We start from the raw sequence: 18568 nt of genomic DNA, 5'->3' as shown, positions 1-18568 counted from the left end.
GCGCGCTGTACCCCTCCCGCCCTCCCCACGACCCTCCGCCGACCTCCCGGCAACCCCGGTCGAGGACACGCCGCCCTGAAAGCTTGCCCGCATTGCCGGGTCTTCATGGCACACATCGCCCGGGGCGTGGGAGGAGATACGCCGCCGGGCGCCCCGCGGACGTATCTCCTCCCACGCCCTCCGCCCTACGGAACGCCGGTGGTCACAGCAGTTCGACGGCTTGTCGTTCGAGTGCCGCGCTGGCGTCGACGATGCCCGCGAGTTCGTCGAACAGGTGTCTGCGCTGTTCGGCGCTGGGGGCCCCGTATTCCTCGGCGAGCGTGTCGGCACGCTCCCCGAGGGCTCGGATCTCTTCTCCGGCCTTCTCGCCGCGGGACATGATCAGCTGCATCCGCTGCTCACAGATCTCGGTGTACGCGCCCAGGCCGGTCACTGTCTCCAGCGCGAGGCAGGCCACTCGCTCCCAGCCGCGGGCCGACTCACGGAACAAGGCTGCCGCGTCAGGCCGGCCGGCCAGGTCCAGGAAGTCGGCATAGAGCGGCCGCGTCGCACCCGGTGCCGTGTACTCCACCTCCAGACACTCATACAGCCTGCGTACCCCGTGGAAGAAGGGCACCGGCTCCCCGAAGCGTCGCTCCCACCCGGTCTTCGTCCTGGTGTCACGCAGCTGGGCTGCGAGCTTCTCCATTCCGGAGAATCCGAAGTTGACGTCGAAGTTGTTGCCGAGGACCGGTCCGGTGAGATGTCTGGCGGTGGCGGCGATCGCGCCGTCGATATCGGGATCGCCGGTGGCCTGTCCGGTCGGCACGATCATCTGGTGGCGCCCCTTCTTGTAGGCGGACCAGGCGGCGCCGAACTCCTCGGTGCCGATGGCGTGCGGTGCAGCGGACCCGTCGTCGACGGAGAGGGTGTCCCCGTCGTAGCCGGCGATGACGACGGTGTAGGGGTCCGCGCCGAATCCCGGCTCCATCCCGTGCCAGGGCAGCCGTGATCTGTCCACGGCGCAGAACACCGGACGGCCCGCGTCCAGGGCCTTGCGCAGCTTGACCCACTGAGGTTTCCCGCTGTGCTGGATGTCGTACGGCACGTGGAGCCGGTCCAGGGCCGTCTGGACCCATGGCTCGGTATGGTGCTGGGCGACAATGGTCAGCATGGGCGGCAGGCCCTGGTACTCGAAGACGAAGTACATGAAACCGATGCCCCCGGCCAGACCGGCGACCAGCGCCTCGTCGTGGACGCTGCCGAGCGCATGCCGGATCAGGGACGCCTCGTGATGCTGGTCGGTGCCGAACTCGGCATACACGAGTCCGTCCGGCGGCACGGGCATCTGGGACCTGGCCGACTTGGCCAGTACATGGCGGCGGGCAGTGGTGTACGACTCCCCGGTGCGGGCCATCCGCCCACGCACCAGCTTCTTGAACCCACGCTGCTCGGTCACCGCGCATCCTTTCGGGGTGGACGGCACGAGCCCTCACGCAGACCGTCACCGTCACCCGGAAGGGACGACACACCACGAAGGAAAGTCACGCCCGCGACGACACGAAAATCACCTTCGCCCCCGCGACGCCGGGTGGCGTGAGCACTCGGTGTGGGGGTCTGGCGCGCGGGAGGCGCCGCCAGCAGGCTATCCCGGCCCTGGCCGGCCGACAAACACGCACCCCGCGTGATCAAAGCTGCTCCGCCGTCACGTGAGGGAGGCCGTCAACGGTGTGCGGTCCGGACAAGCGTGGTCGTGGATGGTGGGAATACGCTTTTGTATGGACGTGGGATGAGGCATTTCTTTCCCTGAAGAGTCGTCGTCAGGGTGGGTGAAAGCCGCGTCAGACGATCAGGGTGAGGTGCGTGAAGTGACATGAGGCTTCTGCTCAACCGGAGTCCGGTTCCATGGGTACGCCACACCCTCCGGGCCGGTGAAGCGGAGTGCGACGAGAGGAGGACCTCTTCCGATTCCCGACGCCCCACCGTCGATGAGTCGGCCCCGGTGGGCCTGAGCGCCCTGCCACGGCCGGTGGCGGCGGTGGTGGGTGCCGGCGGTGTCCTCGGAGCGACGCAGGTGGGCGTCGGGTACGCGCTGGAAGAACGTGGTTTCGCCCCGGACCTGATCGTGGGCACGTCGGTGGGCGCACTCAACGGCGCCATCGCGGCGGCACACCCCGACGAGGCCGCTCCGTGGCTCGACAACGTGTGGTCGCAGTTGCGTCGCCGCGACGTGTATCCCTTCGGCTACGTGGCGTCACGGGTGAGCTTTTTCAACGACCGGGGTCTGCGCCGGCTGATCGCCGGGTCCGGGCTGCCGTGCCGGATCGAGGAGCTGGCCGTGCCGTTCACCGCGGTCGCCATGGACCTCGCCACCGGCGCTCCGGCCTTGCTTGACCACGGGGATCTCGAGTCCGCGCTGCTGGCGAGCGCCGCCGTCCCGGGGATGCTGCCACCGGTGGACCGAGAGGGCCGTACCCTCGTCGACGGCGGGGTGGTCGCCTACATCCCGGTGCTGGCGGCGCTGTGGTCCGGGGCGGCGAGCGTCGTGGTGCTGTCGAGCGGACTGGAGAGTTCTCCGCTGACCCCTGACATCCCCCGTCGGCGGGCCGGCGCCATCGCGGCACGGGCCGGACTGCTGCTGTTGCAGCATCAGATCCAGCGCGACCTGTACGAGGTGTCCCGGCACATCCCGACCGTGATGCTGCCGACCGGCATCGACGCATGGCCCTCCCCCTGGGACTTCGGCCATACCCAGCGGTTGATCACCACCGCGGCCCGCACCGCGGGGAACTTCCTGGACAGCCTGCGCATCGACGGGCCCGGCCTGTACCGGGCCGACTCCACCGTCACCGGACCGGCTGGCCAGGGCCCGACGGCATCGGCCGGCCGCGGTCCCGTAGCCCTCACCGACCCCGGCGAGCCGCCGCCCCGCCACCTCGGGTGACAGGGCCTCGCGACGCCACCTGCGAACGCCACTTGAGAGCGCCTGGAACCCTTGCTTGCCATCGTGCGTGGCCACGACGCGCACGCAATAGCTGGTCGAGTGCCGACTGAGACCGGGCGGTACGGCAGACGATCCGTGCTGAGCCACCTCGGGCCGCCTGGCGGCACAAGGCTGCGTGGTGGACGAAGTCCGCCAGGGCCCGCACCTCGTCCCGTGGTGCCGTACGGCATTAAGATCGCGCCCGTGCCGAGAGAAGAGACGAGCGGGGAAGCCCTGAAGGGGACCGCCGCGGGCTGGAGCGCGACGGTGGTGCGCCACCGGCGAACGGTGGGGGAGTCGCCCATCGAGTCGGCCTGGCTTGCGAAGGACCCGATGGCACGCCGGGACGGTCTGTCCATCGTCGGTGCCGTCGGGTCCATCAAGTGCGTCGACTCCACCGGGGAAGTCCGTTGGGTGCACCGTTGCAGCGGCCAGCCCAATGCCGCGCATGTGTCCGGCGACCGCGTGCTCGTCACCACGGACTCGCTGGAGTACACGCCCTGGGGCCACCTCGGCCCCGCACTGCTCCTCGACCTCGCGGACGGGCGGCTCGTCGCCGAGTTGCGCGGGCAGAGTGCCGCGGCGCGGGGCGGCGGCCGTTTCGTGCTCGGCCTGGAGGGCTACGACGTCTTCGACACCTGGGAGTACGACCGGAACGGCACCCAGACCGACGCCTGGCGCTCCTACGGCCACTACGTGGTCGGCAGCGGCCTGCGCGTCGTCGAAGCCGACCGTCAGCTGCCCAGCAAGGGCCGAGTCGTCCGCCTGCTGCCCGGCGGTGTCGTGGAACGCGGCCCGCGTCTGACCGATCCACAGCCGCCCGAGCCACTGGTCCTGCACGACGGGACGATCCTGGTCCTCGACGGCAGAGTGCTCCGTGCGGTGGGCCGCGGACTCGACCACACGGTACTCGCCGAACTCACCGACGCCCCCACGGACTTGGGTGGACCCACCAGTCGCAAGCTGCGATGGGACGGTGACCGCATCTCCGCGATCGTCACCGTACCGCACACGGACGGGCCCAGCGTCTACACGGTGGACACCTGGACACTGGCCCTCCGCCACCGCACCTGAACGCCAACGGCTCCCCGAACCCAGCACGTTCACCCGGCGCGCAAAGCGAAGAGCTCCTCATGCGGCGGCCGGCCGGAGAACGCCGACTTGCCGACGCCGCGGCGGACGACCTGTCCGGCGGACCGCGCTGACGGACGTCTCGCCAGCAACGAACCAGCCCCATACGCTCCAGCCATGAGGCTGCGGAACCCCCGTCCCCTGGACGCCGGTTCGGCACATGTGATCGTGACGGGCGAGTCGAGCGGCATCGGCCTGGCCGCGGCCCGGCAGTTCGCGGCCGCAGGGCGAACGTCTCACCGATCGCGCGAGGCCGGGAACACCTCGAGGAAGCGGCGAACGAGCTGTCGGCCGCCGCGCGGGCAGCTGACGTGGCGGACCAGGCTGCCCTCACTCGCGCCATAGCCGAACTGGAGAAAGAGCAGGGACTGCCCTGCGACGTCCTGATCACCTCGGCAGGCCTCGCCCGCCCCGGGCACTTCCTGGAGCAGCCGGACGAGGTGCTCCGGCAGATGATGGAGGTCGACTACTTCGGCACGCCGTACGCGATCCGGGCCGTGGCCCCCGGGATGGTGGCACGCGGCCACGGCAGCGTGGTCGCCGTCTCGTTCGCCGCCGGGGTGCGCGGTGATCGCTCCCCGGACGTGTCACCACGCGTGCTGTGCCGCGCCGTCCCCACGGTCTGGAACCGCGTCGTTGGACCGGCGGCGTGGCCGTGGACACGGGCTGGGCCGAGATGTGGTGGCAACGATTCACCAGTCAGGCTGTCGGGCGACCTCTCTGTCGGCTCCCGGTCACGGCGGTACAACCTCCAGCGCGGCTGATCAGTCGCACAGGCGTCGGATGTCACACGTGAGTCCGTTCGTTCCTCCGTTCACCACCGTAGAAGGCACTGATGAACATTCGCGTCACCTCATACCGCAGTGCGGCGCTCGCCGCCCTGATACCGGCGGCATTGCTGTCGGGTGCGGCGGCGTACGCCGTGGATTCCCCTTCCCCGGCAAGTGCGCCCATGGCCGCGTCCACACCGACGCCGGCGGGTACGCCGACCGTGTCGACGCCACCGGCCTCCGTACCCTCGAGCGCCGAACCGACCAAGTCCAGTTGCCAGACTGGGTACTTCGAGGACAAGTGCATTGCCTTCAGCATCGACGGCCTGCCACGGGAGATCGTAGCCGGGGACGGATGGCACGAGTTCACCGTCAGGGTGCACAACACGCTTTCGGCGACGCTGGAAGATGTCGACGTGTCGGTCGGGAAACAGGTGCAGGACCTTACGCCCGGGATGCCCGGTGGAGACCCGAGGTCCGTCGATCTGCAGGCCAGAGAGCCCGGTTCCGGAGCCTGGCGGGATCAGGACTCCCCGGACCAAACCGGTCCCGGCCCCGGCACCTTCACCGACATCGACTTCGCCCCTTTCCAGAACCTGATGATCTCGCTTCGCGTCCGTGTCGCCAAGGACTTCCCGTTCACCGTGACACGCGGCGACCAGATCGGCGATGTCTTCATCGTCGGCAGGTCGCGCCGACTGCCATCCGATGTCCCGGACACACCTCTCTCCCAGGCACTCTGGTCAAGCTTCAGGGTCCTCAAGCCGGGCTCACACACGGGTGGGACGACGAGTGCTCCGACACCGAGCGGTGGCAGCACGCCGAACGGTGGCGGCACGCCGACCGGTGGGCCTGCGACACCGTCAGGCGAGATCCTGGCCGAGACCGGCTCGTCCTCGGATCTCTGGCTGCTGGCCGGTGTCGGTGGCGCGGCAGTCGTGGCGGGTGCCGGTGTGGTGTACTCCGCGCGCCGCCGCAGGGCTGAGCTGCCTCGGATTCCCTAAGGTCGCGCGATCTCGTTCCAGGCGGACTGCGGGGTTCGCTCTTGACCTGCCGGACCGACGGTCGGCCTGACTGACGTCGAACCCCGCCTCCCATGAGGTCCGTCGACGGGCGACAACTCGCTCGACTTCGCCCGCGGCTCGGACCGGCAGGAAGAGAGACCTCCACACAGGCCGCCGGGGCCGCGGGCGGAGAGGGCCCCTACCGCATGGCCCGCGAGAGGGCGGGTGGTATGGGTCGGTCGGGCTGCTCGCCGTCCTCATCGTCGCGTGGCGTGAAGGCGAATACCCCTCGGACTGGCCGCCGCAAGCAACAGTGGCCGATCGTTTGAACGACCACGGCCGCTACGGACGGACCGGCGCTCGACGACCACCGGATGCACCAGAGCGGGGCGGCGGTGCGCTTCCCATGGTGAGGCGCACCGTCACCCGGTGTGACGGAGCGGCCCCGCACTTCTCATGCTGGCTCACATGAGTCAGTGGCACCGGGCGCCTGCCTTCGTCGTGGCAGGACGAGCCTCCCGCTCGTGGATTCAGGACACCGACACCACCACGTCGAACCACGGAGTGCTCAGTCAGGACAGCGGTGACCTCAGCTTCTGCATGTCGACCCGGTATGTGCCGGTCGAGGAGGGCCTGGCCGACATCGGATCGCTCACTCAAGTCACGCCGAAAGTTCCGGAGATGTCGGCTGGACTCGTCGTGCGCTCCCCGCCGACGATGTCGCCCTATCAGGCAGTGCGGCTACCCCTATGTCGCGAGTCGTGACCCAGGCGGCAGGACCGCGGTCGGGGAAGCCGTCTCATCCGCGGAGCGGGTTCGCGTCTGCGGGGAGGATTCGCGCGGAAGACAAAGGTGACTGCTGAACCGGCCCCCAGGAGGGATCCACCATGCCGTCGCACGAGACACCGCCTGCGGAATCGGTTTGGGACTATCCGCGCCCGCCTGCCCTGCGCCGTGACCCACGGCGCATCGTCGTCGAGTGCGACGGAGAGACCATCGCCGACACCGCGGCCGCCCTGAAGATCCTGGAGACCAGCCACCCGCCCGTCTTCTACGTGCCGCCGGGCGACGTTCGCACGGACCTCTTGCGGCCCGCCTCGCGCCGTACCTGGTGCGAGTGGAAGGGAAGCGCCCGCTACTGGGACATCGTGGTCGGATGCGACATCCGTCCCCTCGCCGCCTGGAGCTACCCGGCGCCCCGTCCGCCGTACGAGGAGCTCGTCGACCACTTCGCCTTCTACGCGGGGAGAGTCGACAGCTGCGTCGTCGACGGCTACACGGTGCAGCCGCAGGAAGGCGACTTCTACGGAGGTTGGATCACACCTGAGGTGAGGGGGCCGTTCAAGGGAGGCGCGCACACCCTCGGCTGGTGACCGTTGAACCGGCGCGTCGGTTCGTCCGGCGCGTGGCCGCCCGTGGTGCTGGTGGCGGCGGTGGTGGTGGCGGACTCCCTGATCCTGGGCCCTGCCGGGGCGAAGCCGCGGCCCACGATGAGATCGGGGACCGGGTGTGACATCAGCACCCCTCGGCCGGCCGGGCCCGCCGGAATTCGCCGAGCCGATCCCGGTGTGCGGCTGCTCGGTCCCGGCGGCCGGTGCGTCGAAGATCCATTCCTCCGGACGACGCCACACGACTGCCCGGCACACCCGCACCCGGCACCGCCGGCGCGCTGAGGCGGGCTCTGCCCGTGGAGAGGGGAGCGTCCGGGCCCACACCATGCGGTCCGGTGCGTCCGGCCCCTATGAGGCGTTCAGGCGTCCGTGACGACCTCGGCACGCAGAATCGAGTAGAAGGCCATGTCGCGCCACGCTCCGCCGCGGAAACAGGCGCCGCGCAGGATGCCTTCGCGGGTGAAGCCCGCACCCTCCAGGGCACGCTGCTCGGCGATGTTCACCACCTCGGTGCTTGCCTCGACCCGGTTGACCTTCGTGTGGGCGAAGAGGTACTCGGCGAGCCGGCGCTGGGCCTGCTTGCCGTAGCCCTTGCCGCGTTCGGCTGCGAGCAGGGAAATGCCGATGTTCCAGCAGGGCGACGCCGGACCCTGAAGTACCTCGTGCCACTGCACCTCGCCGATGAACCGGTCGTCGTCCCCGGCGATGGTCAAACGTCCGCCCTGGGCGGTGAGGAAGCCTTGTTCGGCCCACTGCCGACGCAGATGACCAGGATTGCGGTAGCCGAAGAAGCCGAGCTCTCCCAGCTCGGAACGGTCCTCGTAGAGGCGCTCGAACAGGTCGAGGTCCTTCTCGGCGACGGGGCGTAGCTGAACATGATCACGATCGGGCATGAGGACCAGAGTAGAGGCCGGCCGACAGTGAGGTCGTGGCACCTGCCGGTCACGGAACGGGCGGAGCGGTCGCTTCCACCGGCGAGGAGCTGGTCACCCGGCGAGGTCGCCGCATACGTCGGCGACCAGTCTGTCGGCGTCGTCGAGCGCGGCGGCGAGCGTGCCGGGAGTGGTGCCGAGCGCGGAGAACAGCGCGTGAGCCCGTCCGGAGAAGTCCGCGGGGGCGCCGGGGAGTTCTCCCGCGGCCCGCACGGCGCCCTTTTCGTTGAGCACCCAGTGCCTGGCACGGGCGTGGAGCGCGTGGACGAGAAGTCCGACCGCACGGAAGAGGCAGCTGCGACATGGAAGGCGTCACCACGGGCCGCTCCTTTGCGGGCGCCGGCCAGGATGAACGGTGCCTCCCATCGCGCGTTGGCGATGAGTGCTTCGCGCAGCGGCTCCGGATACAGGCGGGTCTGCTCCTGCAGGGACCGAAGCTCGCGACCGGGATCGGCGAGGACGCGTCCCAGGGCCAGCTCACCGGCGTAGGCATGGGAGTACACCCCGAGGGGGTGGCCGGCCTGGGCGCCGATCTCGAACCGCCCGGCCTGGCACTGCCGCCAGATTCGGCGCACTCGATCTATGTCGCGGTAGATCCAGTCGACGCGATGGCCGTCGACGTCCAGCCAGCCACCACCGTCCACCCACGGTCCCCAGCCGCCTGGCTGGGTGACCTCCACCGGTCCGCCGGTCAGCTCGGCCGCCAGCACGCGCAGAGCGGCGGTATCCAGCGGTGGCCGGTAGTACAGCCCCAGGTCGTAGTCGGAATCGGGGTGGTGCGTACCCCTCGCCCGGCTGCCTCCCAGAGACACACCGACGACGCCACGGACATCGGCCAGTCGGTTCGCGATCTCCATCAAACGTTCCACGAGCCACAGTCTGCAGCGGCAGTTCACCGGCCGCGACCGAATTGTCCGGCCGGCCCCCGGGAGTGAACTGGACCATCGACGGCGGACTGCTTGGATCGGGACCTGCCAAGAGGTGCCCCGTTCGACGGGCGCCCGGTAGCCCCTTGGACACGGCAGGCGTATTGCGCATGCCTGATGGAGAAGTGAACCGTTGAATCACAGCCGCCGCCGCCCCGTTTTGCGGGTGCATGGGATGGTTCGCGGTGCGAGCCTCGGGGGAGGGGCGATGGTCGCCGATGTCGTCGTGCACGGAATCGGGAAGCAGTACGCGGGGCCGCGCTCACTGCACGGCGGCATCGCGCCTGCCCTGCTCGACGGCGTCCGGCTGGCGGGTGGCCCGCCGCTGGCCTTCGAGGACGTGGAGATCGCTTTCTACGGCCACTGGTTTCGCCCGCCGGGAGCGCCGGCGACCAAGGGCGAGCCCGCGTTCGCCGCACGCGATGTGACGCAGTCGCTGGAGCGGGACCTGCTGATGGCGTGGTGGCGTGAGGCGGCCAGGCTGGAGCCCGACACGGTGCCGCCGCCGCACGGCGGGACGTCGAAGGCCGTCGTGCCGGTCTCTGTGCAGCGCGCTCTCCACGCCCTCAGCCGCTCGTCCTTCGTGGGGCGGGCAGGGGACCGCTTCCTCCTCGGTGTGCTCCGCCAGGTGAGCCGGTACCTCGGTGAGCCCGAGGTGCGCGCACGTGTGCAGGACGAGGTCGCCAAGGTCGTGGCGGCCGACACCCGGGTACTCGTGGGTCATTCCCTGGGTTCCGTGGTGGCGTACGAGGCGCTGTGCGCGCACCCGGAGTGGCCGGTGACCGCCCTCGTCACGATCGGATCCCCGCTCGGCATGCCCAACCTCGTCTTCCACCGGCTGCGCCCTTCTCCGCTGGAAGGCCGGGGAGCCTGGCCTGGGAGCGTGGTGAACTGGACCAACCTGTGCGACCGATACGACGTCGTCGCTCTTCAGAAGCAGCTCGCACCCCTGTCCGTCGACGGCGCCCAGACGGTGACCGACATCGCCGTCGACAACGGCTGGCAGGTGCATGCTGTGGAACGCCGCCTCACCGCCATCGAGACCGGTACCGCGATAGCGGACGGCCTGCGGGATCGCTCATGACGGCAGAAAGCCCCGCACCGAGATCCGTCTCCCGGTGGGTCGTCGTCACCGGAAACGGCACCTACGACCACGAGGACCACGCTCCGCTCCCCTTCGTCCCCCTCGATCTCGACACCGTCCAGGGCCTGTTCACGGGTCTCGGCTACGACGACGTCGGCCGCGTACTCGACGCCACCGCGGCCGAACTGCTGGCGTTCCTGGCCGACTGGGCCGCGGACGGGGACCCCGGCCAGGCCCGGAACATGATCTGCCCCATCGCCCGCGAGGGCATCGAGCCCTAGCGTCGGCCGGAGCGTCACCGGTGCCGACGGAGCGGCGACGGCGTGGTCGGCCCCGCCGCAGCCGCCTGCATCGTCGGTACGAACGGCGCTCCCCGCGCATCACCTACCCGGGAACCGGCAGGTGTTCTGCCGGCGGACCGCTGAGATCAGTCCGCCGGGTTGCTCTTCGCGCCGCGGCGGGGTGCTGAACGGGCGGCCATACGCGGCGGCCCGCTCGCGCAGGGTGTGGCTGTCGGCCTGCCAGCCGTGCCCGGCCAGCCAGCCCACCGGGTCGTCGGGCATCTCCGAGACCCACATGGAGGCCGCCGATCCCGGTGCGGCGTCCGCGCCGAAGCGCTCGATCACGCCGCGTGTGCCCAGCGTGAGCCCCATCCGGCTGCCCGGGGCGGACAGCGCGCCGATCCGGGCCAGCAGCAGTTCCACCGCGTCCTGGGGGAGATAGATCAGCAACCCTTCGGCGATCCACACGGTCTTCGCGGCCGGATCGTGGCCTGCGGCGGCCAGCGCGGCCGGCCAGTCCTCACGCAGATCCACCGTGACGGTGATCCGCTCGCAGCGCGCGACGGCCCGCTCCCGACGCAGCACCGACGCCTTGAAATCCAGTGGCTCCGCGGTGTCGACCTCGAACAGCCGGGTGCCCTCGGGCCAGTCCATCCGGAAGGCCCGGCTGTCCATTCCGGCGCCGAGCAGCACGACCTGCCCGACCCCGGCCGCGGACGCGCGCAGCAACAGGTCGTCGAGGAACTTCGTCCTGATGACGATGGACGACGCCACGCCCAGCCGACGGCGTCGCGAGGCCTCGTCGTCCGGCAGCGACGGCGAGGAGGGCCACAGGCCGCCGGCGGCGGCGAAGGCCTGCGCGAGCGGGTCGCGGAACAGCGCGTCCTCGCGCGCGCTCTCCAGCGCCCGGACCCTGGCCACCCCCACCGCGGTGGCCCACACTCCCGACGGCTGTGCCCGCTCCTGCTCATCACTCACCGCCGCAGCCTAAATGGGGTGTCGGGTGTCCCGGGGTGTGGTGGCAGTGCGGTTTACCGAATTTTCGGCTTGAGATTGCGGAGTGCCGCGATGCCGACGGGGGCGTGGCCGATGCGTTCGCCGCGGCGTCGGCGGAGGGCCGGTGGTCCTTCAGCGAGCGATGGCGTGCTCGACGACCGCGCGATCACCCGCCGAAGCCGTGGACATCTCGATGCCTGCTAATTTCGTTGAGCCCGCATGCTGCGATCGTGTTGGCTGGTGGCACCGAACTGTCAATACTGCAGGTCTTCGCTCGGCTGTGGCAGGGAGTTGAGTATGGAGGACATGGTTGTCGACCCGGTTGCCCACAACCGGGCGGCCTGGGACAAGTACGTCCAGGAGGGCAACGAGTGGTCGAGGCCGGTGAGTGCCGAGGATGTCGAGCGCGCCCGCGGGGGCGACTGGTCGATCGTTCTCATCGGGCATGAGCCGGTCGATCGCTCCTGGCTGCCGACGGACCTGACCGGCAAGGACGTGTTGTGCCTGGCCTCCGGCGGTGGCCAGCAGGGTCCGATCCTCGCCGCCGCAGGGGCGCGGGTCACCGTGTTCGACAACTCACCCCGCCAGCTCGGCCAGGACCAGATGGTGGCGGCCCGCGACGGACTCGAACTGCGCACCGTCCTGGGCGACATGCGCGACCTCGGCGCCTTCGGCGACGCATCCTTCGACGTTGTGTTCCATCCGGTCTCCAACCTCTTCGTACCAGACTTGGCAGCCGTGTGGCGTGAGTGCTTCCGCACCCTGCGACCGGGCGGAACTCTGCTCGCGGGCTTCCTCAACCCCGATGCGTACTTGTTCGACCACGAGGCGCTCGACGAGCGCGGCGAGCTGATCGTCGTGCACAAGCTGCCCTACAGCGATGTCGCGCAGTACTCCGCCGAGGAACGCGCCACGAAGTTCGGCGCGGATGCCGCTCTCGAATACAGCCACACCCTCACCGACCAGATCGGCGGGCAACTCGCCACGGGGTTCGTCCTCACCGGCTTCGCGGAAGCGCCGCACCACTCCAACGCATCCGCTCCATACATGTCGAACTATTTTGCGACGCTGGCGGTCAAGCCGGGCTGACCCCAGCCGTGGGGCCTACCGAGACGGCTGATGGAGGTGCGGCGGCGATGCGGGTCGCATCCGCTCATCCGGCCGAGGCGTTCTGTGTCGCCTCGCGTGCCTCGGTGAGTGCTCGCTGCCTGAGGTTGCCGCCGAGCAACTGCATCGTGGTGGCGGCCAGGATGTCGTCCCTGCCGATGGTCCGCCTGTCCCCGCTGCGGGCGGACGGGGCCCGGAGGGAATCCGTGAGGATAGGAGTCGGGGCCGGTTCGCCCGACGTCGCCCGGGTGACCGTACCGAATCGTTTGACCCCGCCCTCGCGGACGACCGTGGCCGCGTCCCGGGCGAGGTCCGTCAGGAACACGCTCGCGATTCCGTCCAGGTCGCGGACCATCGCCGGGACGGCCGTCACCCCCTGACTCCACAGCAGCCTCTTGACCCCGGCCGCGAACCGGTGGGCGCCGACCACAGCACTCGGTTTACGCGACCTGCCGCGCCGACGAGGAGGCACGATGACACCCTCGGCGTCGTACAGCACACCGCTCAGGCCTTGGAATGTCGGACTGTGGTCGTACCACTTGGCCCCGATCTCGAGTTCGACGTTCCGGTCGATCGCGGAGAGAAGGTCCCCGGGAGTCAGCTTCTTCCGAGCCTGTGCCGCCGCCGCTCTTCTCGTATCTCACATCCCCCGGCTCACGCCATCGCCATTGCCGCGGATTGGGCGCGTAGTCGTAGCCCTGGCCGGCTTGCGCCGATCAGCGCCGCTGGAAAGCGACCCTGCGGCAGCGGGAGCCGATGGCCATCGTGACCGGGAATCGGCGCGTCATCTGAACCGCGGTAGGGCGAAGGCGCGGTGCCCCCAAACGGATCAGCGGCCTGCCGGCCTCGGCGTCTCACCGTCGTGAAACGTCGCCGTCGTGCAAGGTCGCGTCGGCCGAATCGGTATGCGCACAAGCCAGTTGGCTACGAGGGCCGATGCCGACTGGGCAGCGCGGATCAGCAGTCGGCCGCGGCCGCGAGGGCAGGACGGAAGGGCTCGCGGACGCGTGCGGCGTCAGAGGGGACCGTGGTGCTGCTCTTGATCATCCTGATACGACAGGGGGATGACTACCGAAGCACTGGATCCGATGGACCGTCTGCTGGCTGAGCGCGTGTGTGAACGCCTTGTGGTCGAGTTCGTCCACAAGCTCGACCTCGGTGACCCGGGGGACGTGGCCGATCTCTTCACGGATGCGGGACTGTGGGAGTGGGCCGAAGGCGGCCGTCGGATCGAGGGCCGTGAAGCACTTCGGGCGTATTTCGCCGGGCGGCCAGCGGACCGTCTCTCGCGCCGGATCTGCACGAACATCCTGGTCACGGTCACATCCAAGACGACGGCCATCGCGACCACCTATTTCACGACCTACCGCGTCGACGGGCACCGGGGCGGTTTCGTGCCCCCGCGCGTCCCGACGCAGGTCGGCCACTACGAGGACTCGTTCCTCAAGGTCGAGGACCGCTGGCTCATCCGTTCCCGGTCCTTGTATCTGGCCTTCGCCGGACCGACCGAGAGGCTGGAAACCGGTACCGAGGAGTGACGACGCCCTGGCTCAGCGGCCCGCCCGCCCCGCTATGACGGGAGTAGGCACATTCGCATGAGGGGCCAGTCGTACAAGGGCAGGCCGCCTTCCCACCGAGGGCCCACGGTTGACGGGACACCGATCCGAGGTAGCGGACCCGGTGGGAAGGTGACTGCCGCGGTCGCCTCGAAGCGGCTCCGCACGGGATTGGAAAGCCGGAGCGTGTCCGGGCCTCAGACAGGGCGACGGGAGAGGTCGACCTTCCCTTGCTGCGTATCGATGACGCCGGTGGGCCAGCCCATCGGCCCGTCGGTCGGTCAGCCGATGGGTCGGCCGGCGAGCAGGATGGTGGGCCAGCCGGTCAGCGGGCCGTTCGGCTGACCGGTGGTTTGGCCGGTGTTCTGGCCAGCTGGCGGGCTGGTCGCGGTGTCAGGGGCTTGTGCGGGTGCGGTGGCCCACAGCTGGTCGACACGCGCGCGTTCGGCGGCGTCGGGGTAGCGGTTCGTGCAGGACGGACCAGGTCCGCCGCCCGACATCAGCTCACTGCAGGGTCCGCTGTAGTCGTCGGGCAGGCCGAGCACATGCCCGGTCTCGTGGGTGACGACGCGGATGGAGTCGGACTGCTGGGTCTGGGCGTAGTCGATGAAGACGTAGCCCTTTCCGTGGCCGTCGGTGGAGGCGTGGGAGCCGCGCTGGTCGTTGCCCTCGTAGTAGGAGAAGTCGCTGGGGATGGAGGCGGTTGCCTCCTGGAGTTTGACGTTGGTCTCGGAGCTGTTCCAGATCGAGGCCGCGGTCGCTATCTGGGAGCGGAAGCTCGGTGCCTGGGAGGCGTTGTAGTAGACGGTGACCGCCTGTGTGGCCGCCTGCGTGGCGGGCTGGGAGGCGCGCTTCGCGGCGACGGATTCGAGTACGGCCCGGAAGAAGGCCTTGTTGTCCGCGGACTTCTCGGCCGGCCCGGCGTACCGTGCCCCGGTGGCGGCGGACGGCTCGGCGGTCGCCGTACGGGCGCTGGCGGGGACCGCCGCGCCCAGCGCGGCGGAGGCCAGACCCAGGCCGAGAGCGAGAGTCAGGGTGAAGGCTCTCGTGGAGGTTCGGGACGACTTCATGTGGGGGGCTCCTGCTCGCTCGGTGACGCCGAGCGCCCGGTGCGCGGCCTGCTTCGCGTGAACACCGGCGTTCGTATTGCGGCGACGTCCTGTGGGTCGACATTCTTAGGACGGCTTTACAGGCAGCGCAATGGGCCTTGCAACTACCCGGCTTCGTAGACTCCGCGGCCTCGCCGGGGCGGCGTACGGCTCGGCGCTGCCCGCACAGCGGTGGGTGCGAAAGCTGACGTAACGTCAGGCTTCTTGTCTGACGCGGCGATAGGTGCGCTGGCCGGGCAGGTGTAACCCCGGAGTGGGTGACGGGATCGACATCTGGGTCAAGACGGACAAAATGGTAGATGTCTTCTGTGTCGCATCTACTAAGCATGCCGGTGGGCCGGCAGGGGGCTGTGAGCGACGTCATAGGCCACGCGCTGCCCTTCTCCAGCCGGTGCATCAAGGGGATCTTCTGCGGCTTCGGTCGGGCGGTTTCGTGCGAGAGCGCGCCGCGGGTTGATGGCGCCGGTGAGGTGCCGCTCCTGCCGTTCGGGGAACGCGCCCGGTGACTGACGTCGGACTGTCCCTGAGCGACTCCGCGCAGGCGCTCGCCGGTGTCGGCCACGCCCGCGCCGGCCGGGCCCGACGGATCTTCCTATGCGGGTTCAAGCCGTTCGCGGGCTTGGGCCGCCCAGTGCAGGACGCCGTCGGAGCCGGTGTTCGATGCCAGCTCGGCGGCTTCCTTGAGCAGGGCTGCCGCCTCGTGATGCTGGTTCTGCCCGGCTGCGAACTCCGAGCAGACGTCTGTGTCCGGCAGGGTCGCGGCCCGGGCGAGCGCATCAGTGGCCCAGGCCCGTACGGTCGTGACCCGTATGGCGCTGGAGATGATCCAGGCTGTCCGGGATATTCCGGAGGACGAACGACCGAGCGGATTCACCGTGGAGTTCGGAGTGGGATTCACCGCGGAGGGGAATGCGACGGTCGCCAAGGCGGGCGCATCGGGAGCACTCAAGGTCACGATGCAATTCGGCTCGGCGGAGACGCCCCAATGACAGTCGGCATGTGCAACCGGTGGTGACAGGAGGTACATCCGAGGTCTCGGTGAGAGGAGCCGGGGGCGCAGCTCACGGGCTGAGCGCGCCCGGTTCCGCTCATGCGGCACGGCAGGCCGTACATGGTCCATCCGAGCGGCCCCGGCAGACCCGACTCCGCGCAGTGAGGCGGACCGCCCTATGGGAGGTGACCTGCGCGTCACGCCGCATCACACGCCGGCCGTCCCGGGCTCACCCGTCGGCGTTCCCGCGGTCTGCGTCGGCGCCCCCGCGTCCCACAGCTCGGTGAACCGCTGGGTCCTGAGCCTGACGTAGTCCTCATGCGTCCTCAGTCGCGTCGAGGCGTTGACGCGAAGCTGATCCTGTCCGATCTCGTAGCAGGCCGCCTTGTCGAAGACGATGAACTCGTCCACCAGGCCACGCCTCACGTTCTGGGGCAGCTGCGAGGTGGCCGAGCTATTGGAAGCGTTGCGGGGGGCCGGGGCGCAGGAACAGGCCCAAGCCCTGGCCACACGGGCGGCCAACCACGCGCCCCTCCACTACCCGGGTGCGGTGGCGGAGCTGCTGGGAGCGTTGCAGGCAGGGCAGAGTGCGGCTCTGCCTGCACGCTGCCCTGCCCTCCACGTGCACCTCAACCGCCCCCACAGGGTGCTCACGCTGTTGACGGCGTTGCGGGAGGCCGGGGCGGACGAGCAGGCCACCGCGCTGGCCCGGCGGACCGTCGCCGACGTCCCCCTCGACCAGGCGGCTGGGACATACGGGTGGGCTGAGTTGTTGCAGGCGCTGCGGGAGGTGGTGCCACCCGGGCAGATCGCCGCCCTGCTCGCTCGCCTGCCGGCTGTAGGCAGATTCGACTTGTTCCTCGAGGCCGGCGCAGGCCCTGAGCAGTTCCGGTTCGGCCGTGAGCCTGATGGGACCGCGGCTCCGCCGTGGACGTGGGACGATCTGGAGCAGTAGGCAACGCGGACCGAGGTTCCGAGGGGCCTGAGAGGTGTCCCGTAATTCCGTGAGGCCGAGGGTCATGCCGTGTCGGGGTCGGCGCCGATGGCACCGGCCGAGCGAAGTGAACGCCCGAGGTCTCCGGTGAGGATGCGAGGGTGTCGCCGCCACCACCACAGGTCGGGGCCGGGCAACCTGATGAACTGCTCGAGCGCCTGGCCGTCGTCGTCGACGGTCGCCGCCTTGTACCGGTCGTCCAGGGCTTTGATCTGTGGGGTCCAGAGCTGCACGATGTAGTCGTCCAGCAGGAGCCACGCCTCGCGCAGCCAGTTTCGACAGTAGAGGTCGTTGGTGTACTCGTAGATGTCGTCGCCGTAGCCGCGCTCAATGACGGTTACCAAGGCGGCCCACGCGTTCACCGGGCTCTCCGAGGATGCCCCGGCCTTTAGGCCGGGGAGGAATCGGACTCCTGCGGAGCAGGGCAGGGAATGGGCGATCGCCGCCTGGGCGATCGGCCGTCAGCGCAGGCCGGGCGGAAGTCGGCAGGCAGTGGGTGGCCCATTGATCATGACCGGGGACGGTATGCAGGTCAGCTTCCTCAACGGGGCTTCGGCACCTTCTCGTTGAGGTGATCCATTCTCTTTCCTGGGATACGATTTTTCTTGTGACGGTGCCGCAGGATGCTGCCGGGGTGTCCGGGAGTGCCCGGTACACCTACCGGCTGCGTGTGTCGTCGACCGCCCGCGATCTTCTGCATGCCGAGTGGGCGCGGTGCCGTTGGATATGGAATGAATGCGTCGCCCGGTCCAAGAAAGCGCACGCCGAAGGGGAAAGCTGCGGGCCGGCAGCCCTGGACCGGATGCTGACGCAGGCACGGGCGTGTGTTTCCTGGCTGGTGGAGGGTTCGTCGGTGCCGCAGCAACAGATCATCCGGGATTTCGGGAAGTCCCGGGCGAAGGCGTTGAAGGACATCAAGGACCGGCTGCCGATGCGCAGGCGGGCCGGGATGCCGCGGCACAAGAAGAAGCGTGATTCGCGTCCGCCGTTGAATTACACGCGCCGGGGTTTCCGTCTGAGGGACGGCCGTCTGCATCTCGCGGGTGGGATCGTGCTGAGGGTGGTGTGGTCGCGTGACCTGCCCTGCGACCCCTCGAGCGTGCGCGTCTACCAGGACACTCTCGGCCACTGGTACTGCTCGTTCGTCGTCGCCGTCCAGGTGCAGCCGCTTACGGAGACCGGGCGGGTGCTGGGCGTCGACTGGGGTGTGAAGGAGACGGCCACCACCACCTGCGACGAGCATGATCTGCCGCATCCGGAGTTCGGGAAGCAGGCGGCGCAGCGTCTGGCCCGGTATCAGCGGATGATGGCGCGTCGGCGCCCTGCCCGGGGGC

The 18568-nt window shown here is 69.5% G+C and carries 20 protein-coding genes and 1 pseudogene; 13 read left to right on the top strand and 8 right to left on the bottom strand.

The genetic code is table 11. The features are described from left to right. Window positions 1-202: 202 nt before the first annotated feature. A complete protein-coding gene (locus ACWCQK_RS34975; protein WP_451162059.1) occupies window positions 203-1438 on the bottom strand; it encodes a BtrH N-terminal domain-containing protein in 1236 nt (411 codons plus the stop codon). 543 nt (window positions 1439-1981) lie between these two features. Between ACWCQK_RS34975 and ACWCQK_RS34970 the strand changes: the two genes are divergently transcribed. The 6 genes from ACWCQK_RS34970 (at window position 1982) to ACWCQK_RS34945 (ending at window position 7240) form a co-directional block, all read left to right on the top strand. Beyond that, window positions 1982-2923, top strand: coding sequence for a patatin-like phospholipase family protein (locus ACWCQK_RS34970; protein ID WP_451162057.1), 942 nt, complete (start codon window positions 1982-1984; stop codon window positions 2921-2923). Between the two features lie 243 nt (window positions 2924-3166). Beyond that, on the top strand, window positions 3167-4036 hold the full coding sequence (locus ACWCQK_RS34965) for a hypothetical protein (RefSeq protein WP_451162055.1): 870 nt from the start codon (window positions 3167-3169) through the stop codon (window positions 4034-4036). A gap of 161 nt (window positions 4037-4197) precedes the next feature. Beyond that, window positions 4198-4857 (top strand): SDR family NAD(P)-dependent oxidoreductase, encoded by a 660-nt coding sequence (locus ACWCQK_RS34960; RefSeq protein ID WP_451162112.1) that lies wholly within the window; start codon window positions 4198-4200, stop codon window positions 4855-4857. Between the two features lie 71 nt (window positions 4858-4928). Next, window positions 4929-5867, top strand: a complete 939-nt coding sequence (locus ACWCQK_RS34955; RefSeq protein ID WP_451162053.1) for an LPXTG cell wall anchor domain-containing protein — start codon at window positions 4929-4931, stop codon at window positions 5865-5867. 468 nt (window positions 5868-6335) lie between these two features. Then, window positions 6336-6632: a hypothetical protein gene (locus ACWCQK_RS34950; protein WP_451162051.1), complete on the top strand. Its 297-nt coding sequence runs from the start codon at window positions 6336-6338 to the stop codon at window positions 6630-6632. Window positions 6633-6754: 122 nt separating this feature from the next. Beyond that, a complete protein-coding gene (locus tag ACWCQK_RS34945) occupies window positions 6755-7240 on the top strand; it encodes a DUF427 domain-containing protein (protein WP_451162049.1) in 486 nt (161 codons plus the stop codon). A 377-nt stretch (window positions 7241-7617) separates the two neighbouring features. On the opposite strand, the gene ACWCQK_RS34940 is transcribed toward ACWCQK_RS34945, so the two are convergent. Both ACWCQK_RS34940 and ACWCQK_RS34935 read right to left on the bottom strand, forming a co-directional pair. Further along, window positions 7618-8151: a GNAT family N-acetyltransferase gene (locus ACWCQK_RS34940; RefSeq protein ID WP_451162047.1), complete on the bottom strand. Its 534-nt coding sequence runs from the start codon at window positions 8149-8151 to the stop codon at window positions 7618-7620. A gap of 93 nt (window positions 8152-8244) precedes the next feature. Next, window positions 8245-9047 (bottom strand): annotated as a pseudogene (locus ACWCQK_RS34935) (nucleotidyltransferase domain-containing protein). A gap of 277 nt (window positions 9048-9324) precedes the next feature. On the opposite strand from ACWCQK_RS34935, the gene ACWCQK_RS34930 reads away from it, so the two are divergent. Next, window positions 9325-10200, top strand: coding sequence for a hypothetical protein (locus tag ACWCQK_RS34930; RefSeq protein WP_451162045.1), 876 nt, complete (start codon window positions 9325-9327; stop codon window positions 10198-10200). Continuing rightward, window positions 10197-10481, top strand: a complete 285-nt coding sequence (locus ACWCQK_RS34925) for a hypothetical protein (protein ID WP_451162043.1) — start codon at window positions 10197-10199, stop codon at window positions 10479-10481. Before ACWCQK_RS34930 ends, ACWCQK_RS34925 begins: the two co-directional genes overlap by 4 nt. A gap of 99 nt (window positions 10482-10580) precedes the next feature. Here the strand turns inward: ACWCQK_RS34925 and ACWCQK_RS34920 are convergent, their stop codons facing one another. Then, window positions 10581-11423 (bottom strand): class I SAM-dependent methyltransferase, encoded by an 843-nt coding sequence (locus ACWCQK_RS34920; RefSeq protein ID WP_451162110.1) that lies wholly within the window; start codon window positions 11421-11423, stop codon window positions 10581-10583. Between the two features lie 351 nt (window positions 11424-11774). On the opposite strand from ACWCQK_RS34920, the gene ACWCQK_RS34915 reads away from it, so the two are divergent. After that, window positions 11775-12566: a class I SAM-dependent methyltransferase gene (locus ACWCQK_RS34915; protein WP_451162041.1), complete on the top strand. Its 792-nt coding sequence runs from the start codon at window positions 11775-11777 to the stop codon at window positions 12564-12566. A gap of 64 nt (window positions 12567-12630) precedes the next feature. Here ACWCQK_RS34915 and ACWCQK_RS34910 read toward each other — a convergent pair whose 3' ends face one another. Continuing rightward, the gene (locus tag ACWCQK_RS34910; RefSeq protein WP_451162108.1) at window positions 12631-13185 is read right to left on the bottom strand and encodes a hypothetical protein; all 555 of its coding nucleotides are present in this window, start codon (window positions 13183-13185) and stop codon (window positions 12631-12633) included. Window positions 13186-13648: 463 nt separating this feature from the next. Here ACWCQK_RS34910 and ACWCQK_RS34905 point away from each other — a divergent pair, with 463 nt between their 5' ends. Continuing rightward, a complete protein-coding gene (locus tag ACWCQK_RS34905; protein ID WP_451162039.1) occupies window positions 13649-14122 on the top strand; it encodes a nuclear transport factor 2 family protein in 474 nt (157 codons plus the stop codon). Between the two features lie 299 nt (window positions 14123-14421). On the opposite strand, the gene snpA is transcribed toward ACWCQK_RS34905, so the two are convergent. Then, window positions 14422-15210 carry a snapalysin gene (gene snpA / locus ACWCQK_RS34900; protein WP_451162037.1) on the bottom strand — a complete coding sequence of 263 codons (789 nt, stop codon included), beginning with the start codon at window positions 15208-15210 and terminating at the stop codon, window positions 14422-14424. Between the two features lie 782 nt (window positions 15211-15992). Between snpA and ACWCQK_RS34895 the strand changes: the two genes are divergently transcribed. Then, window positions 15993-16238 carry a CU044_2847 family protein gene (locus ACWCQK_RS34895; RefSeq protein ID WP_451162035.1) on the top strand — a complete coding sequence of 82 codons (246 nt, stop codon included), beginning with the start codon at window positions 15993-15995 and terminating at the stop codon, window positions 16236-16238. A 209-nt stretch (window positions 16239-16447) separates the two neighbouring features. Here the strand turns inward: ACWCQK_RS34895 and ACWCQK_RS34890 are convergent, their stop codons facing one another. Further along, the gene (locus ACWCQK_RS34890) at window positions 16448-16651 is read right to left on the bottom strand and encodes a hypothetical protein (RefSeq protein WP_451162033.1); all 204 of its coding nucleotides are present in this window, start codon (window positions 16649-16651) and stop codon (window positions 16448-16450) included. 46 nt (window positions 16652-16697) lie between these two features. Here ACWCQK_RS34890 and ACWCQK_RS34885 point away from each other — a divergent pair, with 46 nt between their 5' ends. Further along, window positions 16698-17195 (top strand): hypothetical protein, encoded by a 498-nt coding sequence (locus tag ACWCQK_RS34885; RefSeq protein WP_451162031.1) that lies wholly within the window; start codon window positions 16698-16700, stop codon window positions 17193-17195. Window positions 17196-17257: 62 nt separating this feature from the next. Here the strand turns inward: ACWCQK_RS34885 and ACWCQK_RS34880 are convergent, their stop codons facing one another. Beyond that, the gene (locus ACWCQK_RS34880) at window positions 17258-17596 is read right to left on the bottom strand and encodes a hypothetical protein (RefSeq protein WP_451162029.1); all 339 of its coding nucleotides are present in this window, start codon (window positions 17594-17596) and stop codon (window positions 17258-17260) included. Window positions 17597-17841: 245 nt separating this feature from the next. Between ACWCQK_RS34880 and ACWCQK_RS34875 the strand changes: the two genes are divergently transcribed. Then, window positions 17842-18568, top strand: a 727-nt coding sequence (locus ACWCQK_RS34875; RefSeq protein WP_451162027.1) for an RNA-guided endonuclease InsQ/TnpB family protein, incomplete at its 3' end; no start/stop codon positions are given.

Source organism: Streptomyces sp. NPDC002306 (genome assembly GCF_053593435.1).
Note: the sequence above shows the minus strand (reverse complement) of the source record. Positions and strands in the feature narration are given on the sequence as shown.